General features: G+C 63.2%; 22 protein-coding genes, 1 tRNA gene and 2 pseudogenes. 5 read left to right on the top strand and 20 right to left on the bottom strand.

Annotation, left to right across the window (positions count from 1 at the left end; all coding sequences use genetic code 11):
* Window positions 1–535 precede the first annotated feature (535 nt).
* A pseudogene (locus tag MRBLMS1_RS19625) lies at window positions 536–1,558 on the top strand (IS30 family transposase); the annotation flags it as partial.
* Window positions 1,530–1,775 (top strand): annotated as a pseudogene (locus MRBLMS1_RS19630) (integrase core domain-containing protein); the annotation flags it as partial. The pseudogenes MRBLMS1_RS19625 and MRBLMS1_RS19630, both read left to right, overlap by 29 nt.
* Before the next feature lie 333 nt (window positions 1,776–2,108).
* Here MRBLMS1_RS19630 and MRBLMS1_RS19635 read toward each other — a convergent pair.
* The 7 genes from MRBLMS1_RS19635 to ybiB form a co-directional block, all read right to left on the bottom strand.
* Window positions 2,109–2,187, bottom strand: a tRNA-Ile gene (locus MRBLMS1_RS19635).
* 108 nt (window positions 2,188–2,295) lie between these two features.
* Entirely contained in the window at window positions 2,296–4,536 is a 2,241-nt protein-coding gene (gene rpoD, locus MRBLMS1_RS19640; RefSeq protein ID WP_034746980.1) for an RNA polymerase sigma factor RpoD, read from the bottom strand.
* A 464-nt stretch (window positions 4,537–5,000) separates the two neighbouring features.
* Window positions 5,001–6,797 carry a DNA primase gene (gene dnaG, locus MRBLMS1_RS19645; RefSeq protein WP_034746977.1) on the bottom strand — a complete coding sequence of 599 codons (1,797 nt, stop codon included), beginning with the start codon at window positions 6,795–6,797 and terminating at the stop codon, window positions 5,001–5,003.
* A gap of 129 nt (window positions 6,798–6,926) precedes the next feature.
* A complete protein-coding gene (locus MRBLMS1_RS19650) occupies window positions 6,927–7,379 on the bottom strand; it encodes a GatB/YqeY domain-containing protein (RefSeq protein ID WP_485881288.1) in 453 nt (150 codons plus the stop codon).
* A 195-nt stretch (window positions 7,380–7,574) separates the two neighbouring features.
* Window positions 7,575–7,787: a 30S ribosomal protein S21 gene (gene rpsU, locus MRBLMS1_RS19655; RefSeq protein WP_008451879.1), complete on the bottom strand. Its 213-nt coding sequence runs from the start codon at window positions 7,785–7,787 to the stop codon at window positions 7,575–7,577.
* 183 nt (window positions 7,788–7,970) lie between these two features.
* Window positions 7,971–9,185, bottom strand: coding sequence for a BaiN/RdsA family NAD(P)/FAD-dependent oxidoreductase (locus MRBLMS1_RS19660; RefSeq protein WP_046686141.1), 1,215 nt, complete (start codon window positions 9,183–9,185; stop codon window positions 7,971–7,973).
* 56 nt (window positions 9,186–9,241) lie between these two features.
* Entirely contained in the window at window positions 9,242–10,234 is a 993-nt protein-coding gene (gene ybiB / locus MRBLMS1_RS19665) for a DNA-binding protein YbiB (RefSeq protein WP_485881292.1), read from the bottom strand.
* 158 nt (window positions 10,235–10,392) lie between these two features.
* Between ybiB and MRBLMS1_RS19670 the strand changes: the two genes are divergently transcribed.
* Window positions 10,393–11,070, top strand: a complete 678-nt coding sequence (locus MRBLMS1_RS19670) for a hypothetical protein (RefSeq protein WP_485881294.1) — start codon at window positions 10,393–10,395, stop codon at window positions 11,068–11,070.
* A gap of 143 nt (window positions 11,071–11,213) precedes the next feature.
* Complete coding sequence (locus MRBLMS1_RS19675) at window positions 11,214–12,275, top strand: 3-deoxy-7-phosphoheptulonate synthase (protein WP_070254320.1); 1,062 nt, start codon at window positions 11,214–11,216, stop codon at window positions 12,273–12,275.
* 115 nt (window positions 12,276–12,390) lie between these two features.
* Here MRBLMS1_RS19675 and MRBLMS1_RS19680 read toward each other — a convergent pair whose 3' ends face one another.
* Entirely contained in the window at window positions 12,391–12,798 is a 408-nt protein-coding gene (locus MRBLMS1_RS19680) for a nitrite reductase (NAD(P)H) small subunit (protein ID WP_128142011.1), read from the bottom strand.
* A gap of 210 nt (window positions 12,799–13,008) precedes the next feature.
* Here MRBLMS1_RS19680 and tsaD point away from each other — a divergent pair, with 210 nt between their 5' ends.
* Window positions 13,009–14,049 (top strand): tRNA (adenosine(37)-N6)-threonylcarbamoyltransferase complex transferase subunit TsaD, encoded by a 1,041-nt coding sequence (tsaD, locus tag MRBLMS1_RS19685; RefSeq protein ID WP_485881297.1) that lies wholly within the window; start codon window positions 13,009–13,011, stop codon window positions 14,047–14,049.
* Here tsaD and eutC read toward each other — a convergent pair whose 3' ends face one another.
* From eutC to MRBLMS1_RS19745, 12 genes are all read right to left on the bottom strand, one after another.
* On the bottom strand, window positions 14,050–14,823 hold the full coding sequence (gene eutC, locus MRBLMS1_RS19690) for an ethanolamine ammonia-lyase subunit EutC (RefSeq protein ID WP_485881299.1): 774 nt from the start codon (window positions 14,821–14,823) through the stop codon (window positions 14,050–14,052).
* A gap of 9 nt (window positions 14,824–14,832) precedes the next feature.
* Window positions 14,833–16,221, bottom strand: coding sequence for an ethanolamine ammonia-lyase subunit EutB (locus MRBLMS1_RS19695; protein ID WP_485881301.1), 1,389 nt, complete (start codon window positions 16,219–16,221; stop codon window positions 14,833–14,835).
* A gap of 35 nt (window positions 16,222–16,256) precedes the next feature.
* Entirely contained in the window at window positions 16,257–17,720 is a 1,464-nt protein-coding gene (locus tag MRBLMS1_RS19700; protein ID WP_485881303.1) for a TIGR01777 family oxidoreductase, read from the bottom strand.
* Window positions 17,717–18,358, bottom strand: a complete 642-nt coding sequence (locus tag MRBLMS1_RS19705) for a DUF4166 domain-containing protein (protein ID WP_485881305.1) — start codon at window positions 18,356–18,358, stop codon at window positions 17,717–17,719. Before MRBLMS1_RS19705 ends, MRBLMS1_RS19700 begins: the two co-directional genes overlap by 4 nt.
* Window positions 18,355–18,909, bottom strand: a complete 555-nt coding sequence (locus MRBLMS1_RS19710; RefSeq protein ID WP_485881307.1) for a GbsR/MarR family transcriptional regulator — start codon at window positions 18,907–18,909, stop codon at window positions 18,355–18,357. Before MRBLMS1_RS19710 ends, MRBLMS1_RS19705 begins: the two co-directional genes overlap by 4 nt.
* 67 nt (window positions 18,910–18,976) lie before the next feature.
* A complete protein-coding gene (locus tag MRBLMS1_RS19715) occupies window positions 18,977–20,092 on the bottom strand; it encodes a fatty acid desaturase family protein (protein ID WP_485881309.1) in 1,116 nt (371 codons plus the stop codon).
* Entirely contained in the window at window positions 20,092–21,207 is a 1,116-nt protein-coding gene (locus MRBLMS1_RS19720) for a sterol desaturase family protein (RefSeq protein WP_485881311.1), read from the bottom strand. Before MRBLMS1_RS19720 ends, MRBLMS1_RS19715 begins: the two co-directional genes overlap by 1 nt.
* On the bottom strand, window positions 21,204–21,827 hold the full coding sequence (locus MRBLMS1_RS19725) for a phosphatase PAP2 family protein (RefSeq protein WP_485881313.1): 624 nt from the start codon (window positions 21,825–21,827) through the stop codon (window positions 21,204–21,206). The genes MRBLMS1_RS19720 and MRBLMS1_RS19725 overlap by 4 nt, the downstream gene beginning before the upstream one ends.
* Window positions 21,828–21,841: 14 nt before the next feature.
* Window positions 21,842–23,146: a F390 synthetase-related protein gene (locus tag MRBLMS1_RS19730; protein ID WP_485881315.1), complete on the bottom strand. Its 1,305-nt coding sequence runs from the start codon at window positions 23,144–23,146 to the stop codon at window positions 21,842–21,844.
* Entirely contained in the window at window positions 23,143–23,973 is an 831-nt protein-coding gene (locus MRBLMS1_RS19735) for an MBL fold metallo-hydrolase (protein WP_485881317.1), read from the bottom strand. Before MRBLMS1_RS19735 ends, MRBLMS1_RS19730 begins: the two co-directional genes overlap by 4 nt.
* Window positions 23,966–25,003 (bottom strand): NAD-dependent epimerase/dehydratase family protein, encoded by a 1,038-nt coding sequence (locus MRBLMS1_RS19740; protein ID WP_456150965.1) that lies wholly within the window; start codon window positions 25,001–25,003, stop codon window positions 23,966–23,968. The genes MRBLMS1_RS19735 and MRBLMS1_RS19740 overlap by 8 nt, the downstream gene beginning before the upstream one ends.
* A 10-nt stretch (window positions 25,004–25,013) precedes the next feature.
* Entirely contained in the window at window positions 25,014–25,994 is a 981-nt protein-coding gene (locus MRBLMS1_RS19745) for a 3-oxoacyl-[acyl-carrier-protein] synthase III C-terminal domain-containing protein (protein ID WP_485881319.1), read from the bottom strand.
* Between the last annotated feature and the right edge of the window lie 3 nt (window positions 25,995–25,997).

Here is a 25,997-nt window from a genome sequence, read left to right on the forward strand (position 1 = left end):
ACATTTAGTCGACGTAACAGCAACGATTCCATTGTCATGTAAATCATGTTCTCTGACACGTCAATACGCTATTCATAGTCACGTACCAGTCGCCGGTAACGCATCAGCCAGGCGAAGGTACGTTCGGCGCCCCAGCGTTGAACCGCGAAGCCTTGCAGGCTTTCCAGTCGCCGTACGACTTCCACACCGTGAACTCCATGAACCCAGCCTTGTCCACCGATTTGCGACGGTCGTACGCTGCATCGAACAGGTGTTTGCCCCACGGCCAGCGCCGTACCACCCCCCATCAAGCACCAGTTGTGCCCTAGTGGAGTCGGCGATATCGGCAGGCATCAGGTTGATTGCCAGTAGGCGCTCATCCGTATCGACGGCAATTTGTCTAGAGTGCACAGATTTCCATCAAGCCTCGCCATTGACTGATAGGTGCACGACCGTCGAGTCCAATTCGTGAGTGGCGGGGTTAGGTTGTAGTTGCGGATTCAATCCGTGGTCGCAACACTCTAACCTAAACACCTAGGCTACAGGAGTGTTGAAGATGAAACAGAAACCACGAATTTATTACACCGAGAGCCAGAAGGCCTTGATGTGGGAACGCTGGAAGCAAGGCGACTCCCTGCAGATGATAGCCCAGCTATTTGATCGCAATCATTCGTCGATACAGCGGATTCTGGCCGAATCTGGTGGCATACGGCCAGTGCAGCGATGCCGTTCCAGACTGGCCCTGACACTGGCCGAGCGCGAGGAGGTATCGCGTGCAATCGTTACCGGCATATCCATCCGCGCGCTGGCCAGACGCCTCGGACGCGCACCATCGACCATCAGCAGGGAACTCAAGCGCAATGGTGGCCGCGAAGCATATCGTGCAACTCAAGCGGATCAGCATGCTTGGGATCAGACGCGGCGCCCCAAACCTTGTAAGCTGACGGAGAACCGCATGTTGGCCAACATGGTTGCCAGCAAGCTCCAATTGCAGTGGTCGCCAGAACAGATTGCTGGCTGGCTCAAGCAGCTGTTCACGGGCCACGAGGAGTATCACGTGTCGCACGAAACCATTTACCGCAGCCTCTATATCCAAGCCCGAGGCGCTTTAAAGAAGGAGCTGCTGGAACACTTGCGCCGTACGCGCGCCATGCGCCGCTCACGTCATCACACCCAAAAGACGGACAACCACGGCAGAATTGTCGACGCGGTGTCGATCAGCGAACGTCCAGCGACGGCAATGGATCGAGCGGTGCCTGGGCATTGGGAGGGGGACCTGCTATGTGGCAGCCACAACAGCCAGATCGTGACCTTGGTTGAGCGCCAGACGCGCTATGTCATGCTGATAAAGGTCGCCGCCAAGAATACCGAAACGGTGGTCAACGCATTGATCGACAATGCCCGCAGGCTCCCCCAAGAACTATATAAATCACTGACCTGGGATCGTGGCAGCGAGCTCGCTGGGCATAAACGCTTTACATTGGCCACCGACATCCAGGTCTACTTCTGCGATCCACAGAATCCATGGCAACGCGGTTCAAATGAAAAGGCGGATACGACAGAGTATGAGCCGTCGGGGAAATTGTTGGGATAACTCTCCGATGGAACGGCTGTTCCGCAGCTTCAAAACTGAATGGCTGCCGTCAACTGGTTACATGACGGCACAGGAAGCACAACGGGACATCAGCCATTACCTGATGCACCGGTATAACTGGATACGGCCACATCAGTTTAATCACGGATTGGCACCGGCCGTCGCCGAAGAAAAACTTAACGTAGTGTCCGGGATGGGTTGACCACTACAACCAGCGCAAGTGGAAGCACACTTTCGTGTGCTTAATTAACTGTCCTGAAAACCCGAACTACCTCAGGTCCGCCATTCAGACACAAGCCCAACCATAGCCGCATTGAACAACGATAATGACCTGTAGCGTACTTAATTGCAAATACAAGGTCGAACGCCAGGCAAAGTACACAGCACCTCCTATGCACTCCGTACCGCTATAAGATGAAATTAGTGACGAAGCCAGAACCAGCCCATCCGAACGACCACACCTTGCGCTAATTGTCACGCGCAAAAAAAGCCCCGGCAGTCACCCGCCGGGGCTTGTTCTATTCTTGCTAAATTCTGGTGGGCCTCCCGTGAGTCGAACACGGCACCAACGGATTATGAGTCCGCTGCTCTAACCAAGCATGAGCTAGAGGCCCGGGGACTGCGGCGTGGCGGCGCTGTTGATGCCCGCCTCGCGCGGCCGTTTTGGAAACGGACACGCGAGGATAGGGGTATCAGGGGCGTACGTCAAGCCCTATTGGCTTCTAGTTGCCTTCCAAGAAGCTTTTCAGCTTGTCGGAGCGCGATGGGTGGCGCAGCTTGCGCAGTGCCTTGGCTTCGATCTGGCGGATGCGCTCGCGCGTCACGTCAAATTGCTTGCCCACTTCTTCCAGCGTGTGGTCGGTGGACATCTCGATGCCGAAACGCATGCGCAGCACTTTCGCTTCGCGTGGCGTCAGGGAATCGAGCACGTCCTTGACGACGCCGCGCATGGAGGCGTGCAGGGCTGCATCGGCCGGCGCCAGGGTGTTGTTGTCCTCGATGAAGTCGCCCAGGTGGGAATCGTCGTCGTCGCCGATCGGCGTTTCCATCGAGATCGGTTCCTTGGCGATTTTCATGATCTTGCGGATCTTGTCCTCGGGCATTTCCATCTTGATCGCCAGGGTGGCCGGATCGGGTTCCGCGCCCGTTTCCTGCAGGATCTGGCGCGAGATGCGGTTCATCTTGTTGATCGTCTCGATCATGTGCACGGGAATGCGGATCGTGCGCGCCTGGTCGGCGATCGAGCGCGTAATGGCCTGGCGGATCCACCAGGTCGCATACGTGGAGAACTTGTAGCCGCGGCGGTACTCGAACTTGTCGACGGCCTTCATCAGGCCGATATTGCCTTCCTGGATCAGGTCGAGGAATTGCAGGCCGCGGTTCGTGTATTTCTTGGCGATCGAAATAACCAGGCGCAAGTTGGCCTCCGTCATTTCGCGCTTGGCCTTGCGCGCCTTCATTTCACCGGCCGCCATCTGGCGGTTGATGTTGCGCAAGTCAGGCAGCGGTAGTACAACGCGCGCTTGCAGGTCGATCAGGCGTTGCTGCAGTTCCTTGACGGTCGGAATGTTACGGCCCAGGATGGCGCTGTACGCGTGTCCTGCGTTGACTTCGCCATCGACCCAGTCGAGGTTGGTTTCATTGCCCGGGAAGACCTTGATGAAGTGGGCGCGCGGCATGCCGCAGCGGTTCACGGCCACGTCGAGGATTTGCTTCTCGATATGGCGCACTTCGTCGACCTGGCCGCGCAGGGTGTCGCACAGCTTTTCCACGACCTTGGCCGTGAAGCGGATGCCCAGCAATTCTTGCGAAATGGCTTCCTGCGCCTTGGCGTACGGTTTCGAGTTATAGCCCTCTTTCTCGAAGGCGCGGCGCATCTTGTCGAATTGCTGCGAAATGATAGCGAATTTTTCCAGCGCCGTGCGTTTCAGGGTTTCCAGCTGTTCCGCCGAGAAACCGGCGGCGCCCGAAGCGCTCGCTTCTTCTTCCTCTTCTTCTTCCTCTTCTTCCGCTTCGCCTTCTTCCTCGTCTTCTTCGACGGGCGCGGCCACGACAGGGGCGGCGGCAACCGGTTCATTTTCATCGACGAGGCCGTCGACGATTTCGTCGATCTTGATCTCTTCGTTGGCGATGCGGTCGGCGGCGGCGATGATCTCGGCGATCGTCACGGGGCAGGCGGAAATGGCCTGGATCATGTCTTTCAAGCCATCTTCGATGCGCTTGGCAATCTCGATCTCGCCTTCGCGCGTCAGCAGCTCGACCGAGCCCATCTCACGCATATACATGCGCACGGGGTCGGTGGTGCGGCCGAAGTCGGAGTCGACGGTCGACAATGCGGCCTCGGCTGCCGCTTCCGCCTCGTCGTCGCTGGTGACGACGGCAACGTTATCGGACAACAACAACGTTTCCGCATCGGGCGCGTGCTCGTAGACGGCGATGCCCATGTCATTGAAGGTACCGATGATGCCTTCGATGGCTTCCGGATCGACGATGTTTTCAGGCAAGTGATCGTTGATTTCCGCGTAGGTCAGGAAACCGCGTTCCTTGCCGAACTTGATCAGGGTCTTGAGTTTCTGGCGCCGGCGCTCGAGTTCTTCCTCGCTCGCTTCCGTGTCGGACGAGAACGCGTCCTTCAGCAGTGCGCGCTCTTTCGCCTTGCGGTCCTTGGCCTTGGCCTTGTCGACGGCCTTCAGTTCGGCCCGCTCGACGGCGTTCAGGGCGGCGACTTCATCATTTTCTGGCTGGAATTCTTTAGGCTTGCGGCCGCGGCGGCCTGGCACTTTTACCGACGGCAAGACATAACCGGACGTATCGATCGCGGCCAGGGTGGCGGCGTCGGTGGTCTGGCTGACCACAGGCGCGCTGGTGACGCGCGCTTCTGGCCGGTCGAGCGCCTTTTCGGCTTTCGTGGTAACTTTAGTGGGCTTTGCAGCCGCTTTGGATTCGGGTTTCTTGATTGGCACAGGCGCTTTCGATTACACAACGACTTGCTTTACGGTGGATTAGGATAAAGTTTGCTGCCAGTTCCCTGTCTACCTGCGGGAACCACCATCTTCGAACCTGCCGACTACGCAAATTCGACACTGTTACGTTACTTACACCTCATCGGCCACGATCCGCGGGAAGCGCAGCAATTCCTGTCCACCGGCTGTTGCCAGCCGCCTCGGCAAAAATTCCTGCATCGACCGCGTTGGGAGCGAGAGCCTGGCGCGGCTTGCCAGCGTCTGCGAGCCTTGCCCGCAACGCCGAAAGCGCCTGTTGGCCCTGGCTGCCGACACGATCCACCGCGCCGATCAAGAGCCTAACTTACTGAAAACAAATACTATTTACGAAACAGAACTAGCTTGCCAAAGCACACAATACTTAGCATTTAATTATAGCACGCGAAAAATGTTTTTCCAGTGCGCGCCATACCCTCAGAGCAAGGTTAGCGATTCACCAACTCGGCGTCGCGCTCGCGTTCCAGCGCCCCCTGCTCCTGCATGATTTCGCGGTAGCGTACACCAATTTTCTCCGATGGCAAACCCGAGGCAAACAATTGCTGCAATTCCGCCTTCAAGGCATTCAATTTGATCTCGCGGATGGTACTCACCAGCCACGACAATTCGCTGTCGTAATCGGATTCCGTGCCGGCCGCGATCTCGCCGATGATCTCGTCGTATTCACTGCCAAGCTCCTTCAACTGCTGCGCCAGCGCGGCAAAACTGCCGTGTTCGCCCAAGGCCTGGCCCACGGCCACCAGCTGCCCCAGACTGTGCGCCGCGTCCGGCCCCAGATGCTGGAAGGCGGCCAGGGCGGCTTCGTCGATACGCATCGTCAGCGGCGGATGCGCCACCAGCATGCGCATGATCTTCAATTCCAGCCCGACAGGCACGGGGCGGCCCGATTTCGGCGGCGCCCGGTGCGCCACGGCAACAGGCTTGGCCAGCTCGAACAGGGCTTCAATCTCGGCCGGCGTAGATTGCGTCAGTTGCGCCAGGCCGCGCACGATCTGCAGGCGCAGCGACGACGGCGCCATCAGCTGCAGCAGCGGCTTGGCGTCGAACTGCACGCGGGCGCGCCCTTCAGGTTCCGACAGATCATGCTCGCCCGACACTTCTTTCAGCAAAAATTGCGACAGCGGCATGGCTTCGTGCACTTGCTGTTCAAACCCCTCGGCGCCGAATTCGCGGATATAACTGTCCGGATCGTGTTCCGAGGGCAGGAACAGGAATTTGATCGTTTTATTGTCCGACACGTGGGCCAGACTCGCTTCCAGCGCGCGGCGGGCGGCGCGGCGGCCGGCCTTGTCGCCGTCGAAGCTGAAAATCACGTTATCGGTCTGGCGCAGCAGTTTTTGCACGTGAGTCGGCGTGCACGCCGTGCCCAAGGTCGCCACTGCCTGCGGGAAACCCATCTGCGCCAGCGCCACCACGTCCATATAGCCTTCCGTCACCAGCACGTAGCCGGCGTCGCGGATAGCCTGGCGCGCCTCGAACAGACCATATAGTTCGAAACCCTTGGAAAACAAGGGGGTCTCCGGCGAGTTCAGGTATTTCGGTTCGCCATGGTCGAGCACGCGGCCGCCAAAGGCGATCACTTGCCCCTTGGTATTGCGGATCGGGAACATGATGCGTTCGCGGAAACGGTCATAGCGCTTGCGGTTGTTGCCTTCCTCATCGACCTTGTCGATCACAAGACCGGCCTCGGCCAGGGCTACCACGTCGTATTCAGGGAAGACGGAGCGCAGATTGTCCCAGCCGCCGGGCGCAAAACCCATGCCGAAGCGAGCGGCCACTTCGCCCGTCAAGCCCCGGTTCTTCAGGTAGGCGATGGCTTCGGGCGCGTGGCGCAATTGCCCCCGGTAATAATCGCACGCCTGCGTCATGGCGTCGGACAGGGCCAGGCTCTGCGCCTGGATCTGCGCGCGCTGGGCTGGCGGAATCTTGTCGTCCGCTTCAGGCACGACCATGCCCACGTTCTGCGCCAGGTCCTTGACGGCGTCGACAAAGCCCATGCCCGAGTACTCGATCAGGAAGCCGATCGAGGTGCCATGCGCGCCACAGCCGAAGCAGTGATAGAACTGCTTGGTGGGGCTGACGGTAAAGCTGGGCGACTTTTCACTGTGGAACGGGCACAAGCCCATGAAATTGGCGCCACCTTTTTTCAGTTGCACATAGCGCCCCACGACATCGACGATATCGACGCGGTTGAGCAAATCGGAAATGAAGGATTGAGGTATCACTGGCTAGGGCGGGTCTTGTTATAGGTCAGACTATACTACCGCACGTGGCCTGAGGTTGAGCCAGGTCAACGTGTGGGCTGTTAACAGGCTGCCAGCGCGACGGCTGGCAGCCCTTGCTACTATTGTTGCTTACGCTGCCGGCGTCAAGGCTTTCTTGACCAGGGCGGACACCACCGTCATGTCGGCGCGGCCAGCCAGCTTCGGCTTGACGATGGCCATGACCTTGCCCATGTCTTGCGGACCGGCGGCGCCAGAGGCGGCCACGGCGGCAGCCACTTCGGCCGCCACTTCTTCGTCCGACAGGCCGGCAGGCATGTAGCCCGTCAGGTGGACCAGCTCGGCTTTTTCGATGTCAGCCAGGTCGGCGCGGCCACCGGCTTCGAACTGGGTGATCGAATCCTTGCGCTGCTTGATCATCTTTTCCACGATGGCCGTCACGTGGACATCCGTCAGTTCGATGCGCTCGTCGACTTCCTTGCGCTTAATTTCCGCCAGCAACAGGCGAATCGTGCCCAGCTTGCCCGCTTCCTTGGCGCGCATGGCGTTTTTCATGTCTTCGGTAATTTGTTCTTTCAAGCTCATGGCAATCCTCGTGTTGGTAAGTGGGGTTCGATGCTCGTGCAGGCACTCCAAGCAGGCGGCCACAAAAGCGAAAACCCGCTGCGGCGAACCGGAGCGGGTATGCGACTCATCTGAAGTATCACTTCAGGCGAATCAAAACAAAACCCGTGGCGAACAATGCGCCGAACTACCCGGGTTGGTTCTGACTGAACAGTCTTAGAATAATTTTTTCGGCAGTTGTTGGCTGCGGATGCGTTTGTAATGACGCTTGACAGCAGCTGCCAGCTTGCGCTTGCGCTCAGCTGTTGGCTTTTCGTAGAATTCGCGAGCGCGCAATTCGGTCAGCAGACCCGTTTTTTCGATGGTGCGTTTGAAGCGACGCATTGCGACTTCGAACGGCTCGTTTTCTTTAAGGCGAATAGTGGTCATGTAAAATTCAAACCGTTGAGGTGGTGTATAGGAAGAGATAGATAGTAGCAGCTTTTATTCGGAAAGGGAAGCCCCTCCCCCACTTGCGTGCGGCATGCAGCCTGCTGTCGCTGCCGGAATGTGGCGTAAACCACGCACCGGGGTGGGCGCACGGGGCGCCAGAACCCCATCCTACAGACTTGCTTACTGCAAGGCAATACCTGCCGCCACGCCCGAAGCCCAGGCCCACTGGAAGTTGTAGCCGCCCAGCCAGCCCGTCACGTCGACCGATTCGCCGATGAAATACAGGCCCGGCACCTTATTGGCCATCATGGTCTGCTGCGACAGTTCGCGCGTATCGATGCCGCCGCGCGTCACTTCGGCCTTGCGGTAGCCTTCAGAACCGTTCGGCACGATGGACCAGGCATTGATGGCTTGCCCCAGCTTGCGCAGCTGCGCGTCGGGCATGTCGGCGATGCGCGCGTCCGGCGCCAGGCCGTTGACGGCCAGCAAACAGTCAGCCAGGCGCTGCGGCAGCCATTGGGCGACGATATTACCCAGTTGCTTCTTCAAGGTGCCCTTGCCTTCGATCAAGGTCTGCGCCACGTCCACTTCCGGCAGCAGGTTGATGACGATGGGCTCGCCCGGCAGCCAGTAGCTGGAAATCTGCAGAATTGCCGGGCCCGACAGGCCACGGTGCGTGAACAGCAAGTCTTCACGGAAACGCGCGCCCGTTGCCTTGCGGCCTTTCAGGCTACCCGTTTCCACATCCACTTCCAGCGCGATGCCGGACAATTCCGCGAACGGCGCCCAGCTGGCCGCATCGAACGTCAGCGGCACGAGGGCCGGACGCGGCTCGACCATCGTCAAGTCGAATTGTTTGGCGATGCGGTAGGCAAAATCCGTGGCGCCGATCTTCGGAATCGACAGGCCGCCCGTGGCGATGACGATACTGGCCGTCTCGATGTCGCCGCTATCGGTCTGCAGCACGAAGCCGCCATCCGCTTGCTGGACAACATTGTCGATCTTGCACGGCATGCGCCAGTGCACGCCGCCAGCGGCGCACTCGTCCTTGAGCATGTCGATGATCTGCTCGGCCGATTCATTGCAAAACAGCTGGCCCTTGTGCTTCTCGTGGTAGCCGATCCGGTATTTTTTCACGAGCGCGAGGAAATCCTGCGGCGTGTAGCGCGACAGCGCGCTCTTGCAGAAATGCGGGTTTTCCGAGAGGAAGTTCTGCGGGGTGGCGTTGATATTGGTGAAATTGCACCGTCCACCACCCGAGATGCGGATCTTTTCGGCCAGCTTGGCCGCGTGATCGATCAACACCACGCGCTTGCCCTGCTGGGCGGCCACAGCCGCACACATCATGCCGGCCGCGCCCGCGCCGATCACTGCCACATCAAATTGTTTTGCCATAAAAATTCCGGTCACCGCTGATTACAAAGACGCCATTGTAAACTGCGGCGACGCGGCTAGCGCGGCCGTGCCGCAATCTGTCGCGATGCCGTCAAGCATTGCGCCACCTGCTCGGCGATCGATGGCGGCACGGGCACCTCGCCGCGCAGCACGGCCGCGATCCAGGCCGCCGTGGTGGCCGCATCGCGCTCGGCGGGCAAATGCGGCAACTCTTCCACGAGCAACTGCTTTTCCACCAGCACCGTGCGTTCCACGCCATGGAACCAGTCGATCTGCTGCGCCTTGTTGGCGTTGGCCACCGTCTCGCCCTCCGTGCCGCGCATGAGGAAAGCGTCGCCGCGCGCGGGATCTGAGGCGGTGAGGAAATATTCGCCGAGCATTTCCAGGTATTCCGGGTGCGTGTACGACACCAGCCGCAGGGCAGGACCGCCAAACGGCTGCATGATTTTCACCAGGGTGTGCGTGGAATTGCGCACGCCCAGCACGCGCCGCAGCGACAGCATCCAGGCCAGGCGCGGCGCCAGCGCTTCGATGGGCAGGAAGGCGGCCTCCCCGCGCACCATGGCGGCCTCGGCTTGCGCATGGTCCGTGGAAGCGGGCACGCCCAGCGCGGCCAGCACTTCGGCCGTCGTGATGCGGCCTGGATCGCTGGTCACGCCATGTACGAGCACGGGTGCGCCCGCGCGCGCCAGCAGCAGCGCCAGCAAGGCCGTCAGGTTGGCCATCTTGCGCGCGCCGTTGTAGCTGGGAATGATGATCGGGGCAAATTCGCCGGCCGGCGCGGCCAGCGGGGCAAATGACGCTTCGGCAGCGTCGAGGAAGCCCGCGATCTCGTCCACGGACTCGCCCTTGATGCGCATCGACAATAAAATGCCGCCCAGCTCCAGGTCCGACACGCGGCCCTCGAGCATGGCGCGGTACAGGGCGCAGGCGTCGTCACGCGTCATGCTGCGCGCGCCGTTCTTGCCGCGTCCTATTTCCTTGATGAAACGTGCTGCGGGGAATGGCTCACCGGCCACATCGGTATGGGGTATGGAAACAGTCGTCATGGCGCCAGCTTACACGGATTTTTTCCCTTGCAGACGGGCAGGCAGGCGGCTTAGGCGACTATGCAACAGTCTTTCAAGCTCTTTTTTGAATGAATCCGCATCGCGGCTGCATCCAAACGCGCCACCGCTGCGTATAAGACTGCACAGGGGGACTCATCATGGAACACGCGATCAAACGGGAAACGGCCTTCGTCGGCATCGAAACGAGCAAGCTGCTGCTGAAAGCCGTGCTGCTCTCGGGTAACGAAGTGCTGTGCAAAGTGCTGGAAAACGACGTGGCCGGCTACCGCTGGCTGCGCAGCTGGCTGCAAAGGAACGACATTCCCGTCATCGGCTTGCGCGTCTGCATGCGCCTCGATATGCCATACAGCGAGGCACCAGCCCGCATGCTGGCCGACATGGGCATGGTGGTTTGCGATGCGCAGCCCGCGCAACTGGACGACTATCTGCGCGGCCAGGGCTTGCCCGATGACGCGGCGCACAGCGCCGTGGTGCTGGCCAACTACTGTGCGCACAGGCGCCCCGCGCGCTGGACGCCGCCCTCGCCCGCCTACGTGGAACTGCGGCTATGGCTGCGCCGCCTGCACGCCATCGAAGGCGTGCGCCAGCAGGAATCGGCGCGCCTGAATGCGCATCTGCAGGCTGGCCAGCATGCGCTGCACGCCCTGTTGCGCCAGCAGATCGCCTGCCTCGACGCGCAGATACGCCAGCACGAAAGCGCCATCCTCGAGCATGTGAAGCGCCATCCCGGCCTGCCCCGGCCGCCCGAGCTGGCCGGCAACTACCAGCGCATCGCCCGCTACAGCGTTGGCGCCAGCCTGGCCGGCGGCCATTGAACGCACAGAGGCCGGCAGCGTGCCGGCCCTGCCATAAAAACAACTGAAGCATTGCCGTTTTGCCCCCATCCCCGCCGCCAGGCCGCATTTCCGCTACACTATTGCCTCTTAAAGAACGCAATCGCGAAAGCCGAGCCAGAATCATGAATACGCCAGACATCGAAAATATCAACGTCACCTCTTTCGCGCCCATGCCGACACCGGCCGAACTGCACGCCAAGCTGCCCCTGTCGGAGAGCGCCTTCGACACCGTCAGCCGCGGCCGCGAAGCGCTGCGCAACATCATCGACCGCAAGGACCAGCGCCTGTTCGTCGTCGTCGGCCCATGTTCGATCCATGACCCCGTCGCCGGCCTCGATTACGCGCGCCGCCTGAAAGCGCTGCAAGAGGAAGTCAAGGACACGATGCTGCTGGTGATGCGCGTGTATTTCGAAAAACCGCGTACCACCACGGGCTGGAAAGGCTATATCAACGACCCGTACATGGACGATTCGTTCAAGGTCAATGAAGGCATGGAAAAGGCGCGCCAGTTCCTGCTCGACGTGTGCGAACTGGGCCTGCCTACCGCCACCGAAGCGCTGGACCCGATCTCGCCGCAATACCTGGGCGACCTGATCGCCTGGACCGCCATCGGCGCGCGCACGACGGAATCGCAGACGCACCGCGAAATGTCGTCGGGCCTGTCGACGCCAGTCGGCTTCAAGAACGGCACCGATGGCGACATCAGCATCGCGGTAAACGCGATCCTGTCGTCGGCGCATCCGCACTCCTTCCTGGGCATCAATGGCGAAGGCAACGTCGCCATCGTGCGCACGCGCGGCAACGCGTACGGCCACGTGGTGCTGCGCGGCGGCGACGGCCGTCCGAACTACGATTCGGTCTCGATCGCCATCGCCGAACAGGCGCTGGCCAAGGCCAAGCTGCCGGCCAACCTGGTGGTCGACTGCTCGCATGCGAACAGCTACAAGAAGCCGGAACTGCAACCGCTGGTGATGGCCGACGTGGTCAACCAGATCCGCCAGGGCAACCGCTCGCTGGTGGGTGTGATGATCGAATCGAACATCGTCGGCGGCAACCAGAAGATCCCGCAAGACCTGTCGCAACTGACCTACGGCTGCTCCGTCACCGACGGCTGCATCGACTGGGACACGACGGCGACCATGCTGCGCGATGCGCATGCGCACCTCGTCAATCGCCCGGCGTAAATATACCGCCAACAATGTTGTCGGATTACGGCCCTGTGGGCCTAATCCGACCTACCCGGCCGGCCGTAGGTCGGCTTAGCGCACAGCACGTAAGCCGACACCACCACGAGACATATCACGCCATCTGCACATGCGGCAGCAGCGCAAACGAGCCGGCCAGCGCCTGCTCGGCCTTGCTGGCCGGGACATTGAGTTCCTTCAAGTCCAGATAAATGCGTCCGTCCAGGATGCGCACGGCGTACATACGCGCCATGCCCTGCACGGGCGCCACCAGGCGGCCCGAATCGAGCTCGATGATCCAGCTGTTCTTCGGCCCCATCAGGTTTTTCTCCATCAGCACTCCCTGCGCGAGCGGGCCGCCCAGGCAGGGCACCGTGTCGAGCAGCGCGTACACCGTATCGTCAGCCGCGCGAAACAGCGCCACGCCCGGCAAATCCTGCCACGCCAGGCCCCGCTGCACCATGCGCGCACCCGCCAGCGGCATATCCTTCAGGCGGCAAATCATTTTCCATTGTTCCGGCATCGCGAACTCCCTCGAGAAAGGTACACGCTTGCATAAGCAAGAGCGGTGCCAGTGCCGGCACAGGCGCAAAGCGGCCAAAATCCAGGGAAAAATGGCACCGCGCCGCACTGCGCAAGTGCACACTGCCGCTGAAATGGTGCACCGGCCGCACGGTGGACTGCCCGGCTTTCCTTTACAATGGCGGATTACTCCTCCCTATTTAGCACCTTCATGATTGTTCTTGGCGTCGAATCCTCCTGTGACGAAACCGGCCTGGCCTTGTACGACACGCAACGCGGCCTGCTGTCGCACGCCCTCTATTCGCAAGTCGCCATGCACGAGCAATATGGCGGCGTGGTGCCGGAACTGGCGTCGCGCGACCATATCCGCCGCGCCATCCCGCTGCTCGAAGAAACCCTGACCAGGGCCGGCATCGCCCTGCCCGAGATCGACGCCATCGCCTACACGCAAGGTCCTGGCCTGGCCGGCGCGCTGCTGGTCGGCTCCTCCGTTGCCTGCAGCCTGGGCCTGGCCATCAACAAGCCGGTGCTGGGCATCCACCACCTGGAAGGCCATCTGCTGTCGCCCTTGCTGGCGTCCGAGCCGCCGGAATTCCCCTTCATCGCCCTGCTGGTGTCGGGCGGCCATACGCAGCTGATGCGCGTCGATGGCGTGGGCCAGTACACGATGCTGGGCGAAACCCTGGACGATGCGGCCGGCGAAGCGTTCGACAAGTCGGCCAAGCTGCTGGGACTCGGTTATCCTGGCGGCCCCGCCATTTCGCGCCTGGCCGAATTCGGCGATCCGCTCGCGTATAAACTGCCACGCCCGATGCTGCATTCGAAGGATTTCAACTTCAGTTTTTCGGGACTGAAGACGGCCGTGCTGACGGTGGTGAAAAACCACGAAGAAAAAGTCATCGCGAACATCTGCGAACAGGACAAGGCAAATATCGCGCGCGGCTTCGTCGACGCCATCGTCGACGTGCTGACGGCCAAATGCATATCGGCCCTCAAGCACACGGGCTTGAAACGCCTGGTGATCGCCGGCGGCGTGGGCGCCAACGCGCAACTGCGCGCCTCGCTCAATGCGGCCGCCGCCAAGAAGCGCTTCAAAGTGTATTACCCGGAGCTGGAATTCTGTACCGACAACGGCGCCATGATCGCCTTTGCGGGCGCCATGCGCCTGCAGATCAATCCCGACGCCGCCAAGCACGATTACTCGTTCAACGTGCGCCCGCGCTGGCCGCTGGACGAGATCCGGGAAGTCTGATCACTTCAGCAGGAAGTTGCGCGCGCCCGCCAGGGCCGCGCCCTCTTCCACCGTTTCATCCTTCAATTCCACGCCCGACAGCTGCCTTGTAAACGCCTGCGACAGCAGGTAGTGCAGTCGGTACGCCGCCTGCGCATACGCCAGCCCCTCGGGGCGCACGTTCGAAATGCAGTTGCGGCGCTCGTCGAACAAGCCCACTGCAGGTGCCCACGTCAGGTACAGGCCCAGGCTGTCCGGGGAACTCAAGCCCGGCCGCTCGCCGATCAGCACCAGCACGGCCTTCGCTTGCAACAGTTGCCCCACCTCGTCGCCAACGGCCACCCGTCCCTGCGCCACGATGTGCAGCGGCGACAGCGTCCACGTCTCCAGCGCCAGCCGTTCGCGCAGGGCGGCCAGGAACGGTGCCGCATGGCGCTGCACGGCCAGCGCCGACAGGCCATCGGCCGCCACCAGCGCCAGGTCGACTCCCGCAGCAGTGGCGGCCAGCCGCGCCCGTGAAGCATCATCGAGCCGACGCCCCAGGTCGGGCCGCTGCAGATAGTCGGCGCGCGTGGCGGCCGCGCTGTGCAGCTGCACGCAGTCTTGCCCCTGCGCGGCGAGAACGCGCGCCAGGCCCTCGCCATCGAGCGCCAGGTGCACAGCGTCGCGCGCCTGCGCGTGGGCCAGCTGGAACGCCAGCTGCGCCTTGGTCGGCACGCTCACGCCACGGCGTCCCAACGCGATGCGGGCGGCCGTATGCGCGCGCAGCGCCTGCCAAGGATAGTTTTCATCCATGCGTGCTCCCTAATCGTCCAGGCGCAGCAGGGCTGCCTGGAAGGCCGGCGCCAGCGCCGTGTTCAAACGGCCCTGCCCATCCGTGATCTGCATGCGCGCCAGCCAGGCCGCGAATTCCGGCGCAGGGCGCAAGCCCAGCACGCGCCGTGCATACAGGGCGTCGTGGAACGAGGTGCTCTGGTAGCCGAGCATGATGTCGTCCGCGCCCGGCACGCCCATGATGAAATTGCAGCCGGCCACGCCCAGCATGGTCAGCAAGGCGTCCATGTCGTCCTGGTCCGCTTCCGCATGGTTGGTGTAGCACACGTCGCAGCCCATGGGCAGCCCAAGCAGCTTGGCGCAGAAATGGTCTTCCAGCCCCGCGCGCATGATCTGCTTGCCGTCGTACAGATATTCGGGGCCGATGAAGCCGACGACGGAATTGACCAGCAGCGGCTGATACGCGCGCGCCACCGCATATGCGCGCGCTTCGCACGTCTGCTGGTCCATGCCGTAATGGGCGCCGGCCGACAGCGCGCTGCCCTGCCCCGTCTCGAAATACATGACGTTGTTACCCACCGTGCCGCGCCCCAGCGACAGGGCCGCCGCCTGCCCTTCGGCCAGCAGCGCCAGGTCGATGCCGAAGCTGCGGTTGGCCGCCTGCGTGCCCGCCACCGACTGGAACACGAGGTCGACGGGCGCGCCGCGGCGTATCGCCTCAATCGTATTGGTGATGTGCGTGAGCACGCACGACTGCGTGGGAATCTGGTATTGGTCGATGACGGCGTCGAGCAGGTGCAGCAGCGAGACCACCTGCGCCACATTGTCGGTGGCAGGATTGATGCCGATCACGGCGTCGCCGCTGCCCAGCAGCAGGCCATCGAGGATGGAGGCGGCAATGCCCGTGGCGTCGTCCGTCGGGTGGTTCGGTTGCAGCCGCGTGGACAAGCGGTTTTCCAGTCCCAGGGTATTGCGAAAGGCCGTGACGACCCGGCACTTGCGGGCCACCAGCACCAGGTCTTGCAGGCGCATGATTTTTGAGACGGCGGCCGCCATTTCCGGCGTGATGCCGGCGGCCACTTGCGACAGCGTTTGCGTATCCGTTGCATCGTCCAGCAGCCAGTCGCGAAAATCGCCCACGCACAGGTGCGCAATCGGCGCAAACGCGAACCGGTCATGACTATCGATGATCAGGCGCGTGACCTCGTCCTCTTCGTACGGCACCAGCGCCTCGTTGAGGAACAGCGATAGCGGCACGTCCGCCAGCGCCAGCTGCGCCGCCACCCGCTCCCGCGCGCTGGCGGCCGCTACGCCGGCCAGCACGTCGCCCGAACGCAGCGGCGTGGCCTTGGCCAGCAGCTCCTTCAGGCTGGCGAACGCATAGGTATGGCTGTCTATCGTATGGCTGAAGCGGGGCATGGTTCGGTTCCTCCGATGCCCCATTCTACGCCAGGCTAGAGGCTGCGCAGCGCCCCTTCCAGCTGCGGATAGCGGAAGGCAAAGCCGTCGGCCAGCAAGCGGCGCGGCGCGATCCTTTGGCCTTCGACCAGCAAATCGGCCTGCTCGCCCAGCAAGGTTTGCATGACGAAGGCGGGCGTGGGCATGAAGCTGGGGCGGTGCAGCACGGCGCCCGCCACCTGGACGAAGCGGCGCTGCGCTATGGCTTCCGGCGCGCAGAAGTTATACGCGCCACTGACTGCCTGCTCTTCGCTGCGGCGCGCCAGATGGGCGATGCCGCGGATCACGTCGCGCACATGCACCCACGTGACCCACTGCTTGCCGCTGCCCAGCGGGCCGCCCACGCCGAAGCGTATCGGCAGCAGCATCTGCGGCAACGAACCCTGATGGCCGAAGACGAGGCCAAAGCGCATGCAGCCCACCTGCACGCCATGGCGTTCCGCCTGGCGCGCGGCCGCTTCCCACTCCTGGCACAGCTGCGACATGAAGATGGCTTGCGGCGCGCTCTCCTCCGTCAATTCCGTGTCGTCGCCCTGCGGCTGCACACCGTAGTAGCCGATGGCAGACGCCGACAGCAGCACCCGTGGCTTGTGCTGCGCGCGGGCGATCCACGCCACCAGCTCCTGCGTCAGCGCCACTCTGCTGCGGCGCAAGGCCGCCTTGCGCGCATCCGTCCAGCGATGCCCGACGATGCGCGCACCGGCCAGGTTGACCACCATGTCGATGCGCTGTGCATCCGCCAATTCGTCGAACGACTGGATGCAGCGCACCTGGCCATCAAAGGTCCACGCGGCCTGCTTCGGCTGGCGCGTCAGCACCGTCACCGCATGGCCATCGGCCAGCAAGGCGGCAACCAGCTGCTGGCCGATGAAACCCGTGGCGCCCGTCACCAGCACGGACTGCGGCGTGCTGGCAAAGCGCAGCTGCTCCTCTTGCTCTGCTGTCTCTTGCACTTGGCGCCTTCCCAGCTGCCACACGGCATACGCGTCGCGCAGGCCGGACAAGCCCACGCCCACGCCGCACAGGGCGAGGAAGACGCTGAGCCAGCCATACGGCTGCCACACGAGGGCCGTCGGCAAGGTCGCCCATTCGCTGCTGTTCAACGCCAGCAGCGCGATGAAGGCGCCCGCGTTAATCGCCAGCACCGTGTGCGTGACCCGCTCCGTGGCGGGCAAGAGGCGCGTCCGGTCTTCGACAACGAAGTCCCACAAGGTCAGCACGATTTCCACGCCAAACACGATGACCAGCACCCAGGCCCAAGCCCCATGCCACTCCCATGCCGCCAGGCCCACGAACAGCAGACTGTAGATCAGGGCGCGCGTCGCGTGGATCGTCAATTCGAGGCGCGCCGACGCCTTTTGCGGCAGCGCCTCCGTGATTTCATGGTGGTAGATGGTGTCGAAGGCGCCCAGGCAGCCTTGCGCCGCCATCAGTTGCAGGGCCAGCAGATGCGTATTCATGGTGTCTCCTTGATTTCCGGTGCGGCCGATTCGCGGAACACGCCCGCCTGCGTGAACGTGGTGCCGAACAGGGCGTGGCGAATCTCGATGCGGATGTTGAACTGCTGCGGCGTTTCATTGCGGTGGCACAGAAAGGTTTTTCCGGGCGTGAGCACGCCGGGCAGCGGCAGGCGCCAGCCGAAAAGATCCCAAAAATAGCCGTCGCTGGTGAAGTGCAGGTTGCCGTCTTCGACGTGCAGCACCAGCTTCATGCCCAGGCCCATGCCCACGTATTCGAGCACTTCACCCTTCGCACTTTCCGCCATGTAGGAGGTGAAGCGGATCGGCGCGCGCCCGTGCAGGCGGTAGGTGCGCTGCTTGAAGATGAACGGGCAGCCGGGGCGCGAATAGACTTCGATATCGACGGGGAAATCGTGATCGTCATGCGGGATCAGGGCGCCATCGATGAAGGGGCGCGTCAGCCAGCCGAGGAATTTTCCCAGGCGCGAGCTGGTGAGTTCACTGAGTTCACCCCGGTAATACAGGGGCTGGCCCGGCGCGGGATTTTTCTCGAAGCGGCGGCGGATATCGGGGTGCAGGGTCAGCCATTGCGCGCCCATCACCTTCTTGAACAGTTCTCCTTCCGAAGGGCCGTTCATGATTTTGCGCGCTTGCCAGGTTTGTCTTCCGGGCTGAGGAACTTGGCCACCTTGCCGCCCATGGCCAGCATGCGCTGCAAGGTCGCCGGCGGCAGGTTTTTATAGTCGCTGTAGGTGCTGCTGAGCATTTCCAAAAACGCCAGCACTTCGCCCATGCGCTCCAGGGTGGCCGGCGGTATCGCCGCATCGTGCTCGCCCTCGATCGCGCATTCGCGCAGCACCGTCAGGGTGGGGTCGATCTCGCGCCGCTTGCGCTCCTCCATGATGACGCGGAAGATTTCCCACACATCCTGCAGGGCGACGAAATGGTCGCGCCGGTCCCCCATCACGTGCGTACTGCGCGCCAGGCCCCAGCTTTGCAATTCCTTCAGGCTGTTGCTGACGTTGGACCTGGCCACGTTCAGGCTGGCCGCGATGTCTTCCGCCGTCAGCGGTTCGTTCGCCAGGAACAGCAGCGCGTGGATTTGCGCCACCGTGCGGTTGACGCCCCAGCGCGTGCCCATCTCGCCCCAGTGAAGGATATATTTTTGCGTGGTGGGACTCAGTTCCATGATTTTCTCCAATTTCTGTCGTTACAGAAATGTAAGACGAAACGGAAACCGAGTCAAGCACGATTCGTCAGGTGCGGGCGGGCGGCTGGCCCATGGCGCGCAGGAACTGCTGCTGCGACTCTTGCAGCTGGCCATAACCGAGTTCGCGGTAGACGAGGCCGTGGCGCGGCGCCAGTTCGGCCAGGATGCGCGCCAGCGCCGGGTAGTGACGGTGATTCCAGGTGGGGAACAGGTGATGCGTGAGGTGCAGGTTCAAGCCGCCGAGCCAATAACCGAGCCAGCGCAGCGCGCGCGGTTTCGGCGTCCAGTCGCAGGCCGTATAAAACGTGTGCTGGTACCAGTCGTGCGGCAAGGTGCCGTCCGCGCCCGGCTGGAAGAATTCCACTTCGGCCCAGTGGGTGCCGAGGATCAGCGCCACCAGCGCGCACGAGGCAATCATCTGGCCCAGGAAATACGCGCCCAGCACCACGCCCCAACCTATTCCATGCTGCTGCAGCACCCACATGGGCAGCGCCAGCACCAGCGCCACGTGGCCCAGCTTCCAGCCGAGGAATGACAGCCAGCCACGCCAGCCCTGCAAGCGGCTATGCGCCGCCACGGGCGTCTTGCCGAAGCGGTCCAGCCAGTCGCCATACCAGTTCAGGTACGGCAGCGACAGGGCCGCCACCACGGGCCAGTACAGGTATTGATAGCGGTACTGGGGCGACCAGCTTTGGTACGGCGTCTGGCGCAGGAAGGGGTTCGGCTCCGTGTCGAGGTCATAGCCTTCCACGTTCGCATACGTGTGATGAAAGTGCACGTGGCGGATGGTCCAGAAATCCGTGTCCACGCCCACGGGCAAGCCCACCAGGCGGATCAGCACGCGGTTCAGGAATCCCCGGCGGAAGACGGCGCTGTGGGCCGCGTCGTGCAGGGTATTCATGGCCAGCGCCATGGCCGCGACCAGGCAAGCGACATAGCTGGCGACAAACGGCCAGGTGCTGCCGGCATTCAAGGCCAGCGCATACAGGCCCACCGCCAGCGCGGCCAGGAACACGGTTTTCGCATGCAGACGCCAGTCGCCGAAGCGATGCGTTCCTTCATCCGCCAGATAGGCGTCGGCGCGGGCGCGCAATTCGCGGCGGAAGGCCGAATCGCGGGCTGGCTGAAAGCGCAGCGGCGGCAGCGAAGGTACAGGCTGCATCACGCGCGCGTCCCCGCTGCCGCCGGCCACCACAGGCGGCGCGCGCCATCGAGGCCATGCGCCAGCAGCGCGGCCAGAAACACCATGCCCCACACGTCGCGCGCGCCATACCAGCCCAGGTACAGGGCCGGCATGGCCAGCGCGATGGCGACCCAGGCGATGGCGCCCCAGCGGCGCGCGTCGGACAGGCCGCCCAGCGCCAGGGTGCCGCCGAAGATCAGCGCGAACAGGATCGCCTGCTGCGCGCCGGCCAGCACCGCTTCATGGTTGACGTAATAGATCACGAGGCCAAACAGGATCACGCCGCCGGTGCCGATGAACAGCTCGGGCACGTGGAAGGTGCCGCGCGACTGCCAGTGGGGGAAACGCGCACGCAGCCATGTAAATAGTTTGCCGTTGCTGGCCAGCAGCGGGTTGTGCGTGGGTGTCATGCCCTTCACGCCATAGCGCATTTCCACGCCCTCGAGTTCGGGCTGGAAGCTGCCAAACAGCCTGTCCCACAGCAGCAGGGTGCCGCCGAAATTGCGGTTGATGTAGCGTTTATCGGTGCCGTGATGCACGCGGTGGTGCGAGGGCGTGACCATGAAACGATCGAGGATGCCGGATTTGTTCACCAGCGCATTGTGGTTATAGAACTGCACCGTGTAATGCAGCGACGAGACGACGAGGAAGATTTCCAGCGGCACGCCCAGCACGGCCAGGATGGCGATGAAGGGGAAATTCGTCAGCGAAGAATACCAGGAATTGCGCACGCCCAGCGACAGGTTGAAATGCTCGCCCTGGTGGTGCACCACGTGCACGGCCCACAGCAAAGGAATCTTGTGGTGCAGCCGGTGCATCCAGTAAAAGCACAGGTCCCAGGCAAAAAAAGCGAAGATCCATTGCGCCACCACGGGCCACTGGTCGACGACGTGCAGGTTCGCATGGCGCAGCAGCAGAGCGAAGGCCGCCACTTCCACGCCGCGGAACACCCACATCAGGATATGGCCGGAATTGAGGTTGAAGATCACGTCCTTCCACGGCACGGGCGTCTTGCGTACCCATTTGAGTATCAGCAGTTCGGCCAGCACGAAGGCCAGCATGATCAGGAACGACAGGGCAAATGGATTCATCATGGTGCGGTTTTGATGGAAACGGCGCGGCGGGCAGCCAAGGATACCTGCATTTTCGCCAGCATGCCGCCAGCGATGCCAACAAACAGGCCGGCGGCCAGGTCGATGCTCACGTGCCGGCGCAGCGCGATGATGGCGTGGCAGATGGCCACGCCCAGCACCAGGGCCAGCGCGGAACGAACCAGGTGGCGTTTGTCACACAAGGCCCACACGCACAGCAGGGTGAGGGCGCCATGCAGCGAAGGCAGGCAGTTTTGCGTGGAGTCCGCCGCCTGCAGCATGCGCAGCGCCTGCGTGCTCCACGCATTGCCCTCGCCCACGGGCGGGTAGGCGAGCGTGGTCGGATACAGCAGGAAGACCACGCCGCACAGGACGGCGGAAAGCGCCATGGCGCGCGCCAGCCAGCGCACGCGGGCCGCATCGGCCGCTAGGTAGGCGTACGGGATCAGGATGAAGAAGGACAGGTACAGCCAGATGGCAGAGTCGCTGTAGGGAATGGCGCGGTCGATGGCCGTTTCGGGCAGCAGTACCCCCTGCCCTTGCAGCAAATCGCTGGAAAAATACACGAGGCCGACGCTGCCCCAGCCGGCCAGCAAGTGCAGCAGGCGGGAATACAGCGTCATGGTGTCTACAGATTTCATGCGGTGGCAAGGCGCCGGATGCGGCGCCGTTTCATGGTGGGGTCAAAAGGAGGCAGTTCGCCGCTCATCGTCCAGGCCAGGCCGTCGGTGGCTACGCCCAGGCCCCGCAGCACCGTTGCCAGGTGCGCGCGCAGGGCGGCCAGGCCGACATCGTCCAGCGCCGCATGCAGCTGCAAGGCGCTATCGCCCGTTTGCACCAGGCGGTAGTCGGCGTCCAACGGCAAGGCTTGCGCAAACGCGCGCGTCAGCACGTCGGCAAACACGGCGATGGGGGCACCACCGTTCGCCGATGACAAGGATGGCAAGAGCAGCATATCGTCGCAGCGCCCTTCGATGCCATCGATGGCGCGCGTGGCGCGGCCGCAAGGGCATGGTGTGGCGCGCGCGATCAGGATGTCGTCCAGGCGGTAGCGCACGATGGGCTGCGTGATGCGCGTGAAGTCCGTAATCACCGGCACGAAACGGCGCGGTTCCGCATCGAGCCACTGCGGCTCGATGTGCACGTATTCTTCGTTCAAATGCAGCACGCCGTGTTCGCAGCTGCTGGCAAGGAAACCCTCGGTGGCCTGGTAGATTTCATGCACGGCGCCAAACGCCTGCACGATCAGCGCGCGGTCCTGCGCTTCCAGCACTTCGGCCACGGAGATGACTTTTTTCGGCGCCAGCGCCAGGCTGCCGTCGATGGCGCGCAGGGCCAGCTGGCGCAGCACCTGGGCCGGCGCGACGATGACGGATGGCCGGTATTGCGCCAGCCGCGCGCACAGCGCATCGAACGGTTCGAACAGATCGTAAAAGGCAAAGGTCAGCCACGGCGAACGTACGGCCGTGTACAGATTGCTGTTCGCGCGCAGGAACAACGCGACTCTTTCGCCGGAAAACAGGCCATCGGGCAGCGCCTTGGCCAGCATCACGCCCGCCCATTGGGCTTTTTCGCGGGGGCTGACGGTAAACACGGCGCGCCGCGACGAGGTGCCCGACGACAGGCCCACCGTGATGTCGCCGACGGCCGGCGTGAAGTCGCGGCTATGCTCGGCCGCCATGGCCGCGTCCATCGCCTGCGCCAAAGTCACCCCTTGCGTGTTCATGGCGTCGAAATGCTCGAGCATCAGCGCCTTGTTCATGGTCGGCCAGGCATCGAGCGGCAAGTTGCGGTATGGGGCAAAGTAGCGGCTGCGCGCGCACAGCACCTCGATGAAACGGGCCAGCTGCCGCTGCTGGTAGGCGTCCAGCTGCGCGCGGTCCGCAAAGCGCAAGCGGCGCGTGCGCCAGTACGACAGCAACAGCCAGAAAATACGCTTCACGTGCGGCCCGCCACGGCAATGTAGTCGACCGTGTCTTCATGCGTGATGCGGATCTGCGCATTGCCCGACCGGTGCAGCTGGTGCAGCCGGTTCAGGGTGGCGTAGTACGGCGCGCGCTTGTGCTGGATGATGAACGACAATTCCGATGGTCCGCGCAACTGCTGGAAGCTTTCCGGCACCCAGGCCGCGTCCGACGCCAGCAAGGTCCAGCCGCCATCCTGCAGCACGAAGGCGCCCAGATGGCCGATGGCGTGGCCGGGCAAGTCGACGATGTAGATTTCGCCCGTGCCGCTGACGTCGCGCCCGTGCGTGAATGGCATCAGGGCCGCCGGCAGGGCCGTCTCGGGCACGCTTTCCACAAAGCTCAATCGGTCGGCGATATCGTTCGGCAGCAGCTCGGGCACGAAGGCCTGGCGCACGGCGGCCACGCCGGACAGGCCGCGCACGGCGTCCCAGCCCGTTTTGGACGCCATCAGCCGCGCGCCGGGAAAGTCGCGCATGCCGGCGATATGGTCGGCGTGGAAGTGCGACAGCAGCAAGGTGTGGATGTCGCCGGGCGAGACGCCATGCGCGCGCAGCTGCCCCTGCAGCGACTCATTCTCATCGAAGAAAATCGGCGTCACCCACGCATACATGCGGTACACGCCTTTCGACGTGGCCGCGCGGAAGTGTTCGGCGTAACCGGTGTCCCACAGGTACAGGCCCGCGCGCGTCTCGATCAGGTAGGCGCGCGAGGGGAAGCAGCGGCTGGCCAGCCCGCTGCCTTTCAAGACCATGCACGACGGATGGGTGCAATGGCCGACGCGAAACGCGGTGATGCTAGCCATTGCGCTCCTTGCCTACTTTGTGCGCCGCCGCTTCCTGGCGCATCCACTGCGCCGTGCGGGCGATGCCGTCCTGCAGGCTGACGATGGGGCGGTAGCCGAGCACCTTGCGCGCCTTGGCGTTATCGAGCGTCATGTCGAAACTGAGCGCACCGATGCTGTAGGGCGTCAGCGATGGCTCGCGGCGCGTAAAACGCGAGGCGAACTGCATCAGGCGCGCGACTACCGCCAGCACGCGATACGGCACGCTGACGATCTCGAACGGCTGCTGCAGATGGCCGCAGAACAGGCTGCGCAAGATATCGCACAGGCGCGCCGGCTCGCCATTCGTGATGTTGAAGGCGGCGCCGGAAGCGATGGTCTTGTGCACGGTGGCCAGCCACATCGCGTGCACGACGTTGTCCACATAGGTAACGTCGATGGTGGCCGCGCCGCCATTGGGCAGCGGCAGCTTGCCGCCGCGCTCCTGCAGCACCCTGGCCAGACGCGGAATCAGGACCTGGTCGTGCGGGCCGAAGATGGCGCGCGGACGCAGGATCACGCACGTCATGCCGCGCTGGCGGTCGACGCACTCCTGCACCAGTTTTTCCGCCATCGCCTTGCTGCGCGCGTAGGCGTTGACGAAGGCGTCGGGGCGGAAGGATTCCGGCACCTCGTAGCGGTTGCGGTAGTCGAAATAGATGGCCGGGGTGGAGATGTGCACGAAGCGCGCCACGTGCAGGCTGGCGGCAGCGCGCAGCAGCTGGGCCGTGGCCGTGACGTTGGCGGCGATGAAGTCGCGTTCCGCGCCCCAGGGCGACGACAGCGCGGCGCAGTGCCAGACGGTGTCCATGCCGCGCACCAGTTCGTCGACCTGGCGCGGCGTGGCCTGCGCCAGGTCGAGCGCGACGAATTGCGCGCCCATGCGTTCGAGTTCGCGGCCCACGGCGGCGTTGCGGCCCGTGGCGCGCACTTCCACGCCCTGTGCCAGCAGGGTGCGCACGGCATTGCGCCCCAAGCCGCCCGTCGCTCCCGTGACCAGTATCCGCCTCATCACACCACCTTCACAGGTCAAGTATCATGCCGCCGATGGTCAGGCCAGCGGCCGTGCCCATCATCAGCAAACGCTGGCCTGCCACGGCCCGCCCCGTCATCACCGCCTCGTGCAGGGCGGTGGGCAAGGACGCGGCCACCTGGTTGCCATGCGTTTCAAAGATCTTGATGATTTTAGCATCGGGAACGTCGAGGATGCGCGCCGCATGCGCGAGGCCCAGCGGGCTGGCCTGATGCGGCACGACGACGTCGATCTTGTCCAGCCCGGCGCCCGATTCGGCCATCAGTTCCGCCAGGAAATCCGGCATCACCTTGACGGCCAGACGGAACACGGCCTTGCCATCCATGCGGAACAGATAGTCGCCCGGTTCGCAGCCGTTGCGCGGATTGCGCTCGGTGCCGCCGCCGCGAATTTCGCAGTAGCGCCGCCCTTCCGGATACGTGCCCATCTTGTAGGCGCGGATGCCGGCGCTGCCGTCGCCCCGCTCGACGATGACGGCGGCGGCGCCGTCGCCAAAGATCATCGACGCTTCCGGCTCGCTCCAGTCGACCCCGCGCGACGCGAGATCGGACGAAACGATGGCGATGCGCCGATAGGCGCCGCCGGCCAGCATGGACGCGGCCACGCGGAAGGCGGCCATGAAACTGAGGCAGCTGGCGTTGACGTCAAAGCTTTGCGTGCCTGGCGGCAAACCCGCGTGTTCGGCCACGAAGCAGGCCGTATTCGGCAACGCCTGCTCGGGCACGCCGCAGGCGCAGATCAGAAGATCGATGTCGGCCGGGCGCAGGCTGGCATTCTTCAGCGCGTCGAGCAGGGCGGCGGCGCCCAGCTGGCTTTGCGACTCATCGGGCGCGGCGACAAAGCGCGACAGCACGCCGCTCTTGCGCAGGGTATAGCCGGCCGGATGGCCCAGTTTCAGGTCCAGGCTGGCGGAGGTAACGCTGTGCGACGGCACGGCTTTGCCCGTCGCGATCAGGCGAACTGGAATCATGTT

Origin of the sequence: Massilia sp. LMS1-1-1.1 (assembly GCF_040815535.1) — a bacterium.
Lineage (GTDB): Bacteria > Pseudomonadota > Gammaproteobacteria > Burkholderiales > Burkholderiaceae_D > Janthinobacterium > Janthinobacterium aestuarii.

Excerpts from the sequence above, each read along its gene's own strand:
- MRBLMS1_RS19650 (WP_485881288.1), bottom strand. The coding sequence starts at position 7,379 with ATGAGCTTGAAAGAACAAATTACCGAAGACATGAAAAACGCCATGCGC.
- rpsU (WP_008451879.1), bottom strand. The coding sequence starts at position 7,787 with ATGACCACTATTCGCCTTAAAGAAAACGAGCCGTTCGAAGTCGCAATG.
- MRBLMS1_RS19660 (WP_046686141.1), bottom strand. The coding sequence starts at position 9,185 with ATGGCAAAACAATTTGATGTGGCAGTGATCGGCGCGGGCGCGGCCGGC.
- ybiB (WP_485881292.1), bottom strand. The coding sequence starts at position 10,234 with ATGACGACTGTTTCCATACCCCATACCGATGTGGCCGGTGAGCCATTC.
- MRBLMS1_RS19670 (WP_485881294.1), top strand. The coding sequence starts at position 10,393 with ATGGAACACGCGATCAAACGGGAAACGGCCTTCGTCGGCATCGAAACG.
- MRBLMS1_RS19675 (WP_070254320.1), top strand. The coding sequence starts at position 11,214 with ATGAATACGCCAGACATCGAAAATATCAACGTCACCTCTTTCGCGCCC.
- MRBLMS1_RS19680 (WP_128142011.1), bottom strand. The coding sequence starts at position 12,798 with ATGCCGGAACAATGGAAAATGATTTGCCGCCTGAAGGATATGCCGCTG.
- tsaD (WP_485881297.1), top strand. The coding sequence starts at position 13,009 with ATGATTGTTCTTGGCGTCGAATCCTCCTGTGACGAAACCGGCCTGGCC.
- eutC (WP_485881299.1), bottom strand. The coding sequence starts at position 14,823 with ATGGATGAAAACTATCCTTGGCAGGCGCTGCGCGCGCATACGGCCGCC.
- MRBLMS1_RS19695 (WP_485881301.1), bottom strand. The coding sequence starts at position 16,221 with ATGCCCCGCTTCAGCCATACGATAGACAGCCATACCTATGCGTTCGCC.
- MRBLMS1_RS19700 (WP_485881303.1), bottom strand. The coding sequence starts at position 17,720 with ATGAATACGCATCTGCTGGCCCTGCAACTGATGGCGGCGCAAGGCTGC.
- MRBLMS1_RS19705 (WP_485881305.1), bottom strand. The coding sequence starts at position 18,358 with ATGAACGGCCCTTCGGAAGGAGAACTGTTCAAGAAGGTGATGGGCGCG.
- MRBLMS1_RS19710 (WP_485881307.1), bottom strand. The coding sequence starts at position 18,909 with ATGGAACTGAGTCCCACCACGCAAAAATATATCCTTCACTGGGGCGAG.
- MRBLMS1_RS19715 (WP_485881309.1), bottom strand. The coding sequence starts at position 20,092 with ATGCAGCCTGTACCTTCGCTGCCGCCGCTGCGCTTTCAGCCAGCCCGC.
- MRBLMS1_RS19720 (WP_485881311.1), bottom strand. The coding sequence starts at position 21,207 with ATGATGAATCCATTTGCCCTGTCGTTCCTGATCATGCTGGCCTTCGTG.
- MRBLMS1_RS19725 (WP_485881313.1), bottom strand. The coding sequence starts at position 21,827 with ATGACGCTGTATTCCCGCCTGCTGCACTTGCTGGCCGGCTGGGGCAGC.
- MRBLMS1_RS19735 (WP_485881317.1), bottom strand. The coding sequence starts at position 23,973 with ATGGCTAGCATCACCGCGTTTCGCGTCGGCCATTGCACCCATCCGTCG.
- MRBLMS1_RS19740 (WP_456150965.1), bottom strand. The coding sequence starts at position 25,003 with ATGAGGCGGATACTGGTCACGGGAGCGACGGGCGGCTTGGGGCGCAAT.
- MRBLMS1_RS19745 (WP_485881319.1), bottom strand. The coding sequence starts at position 25,994 with ATGATTCCAGTTCGCCTGATCGCGACGGGCAAAGCCGTGCCGTCGCAC.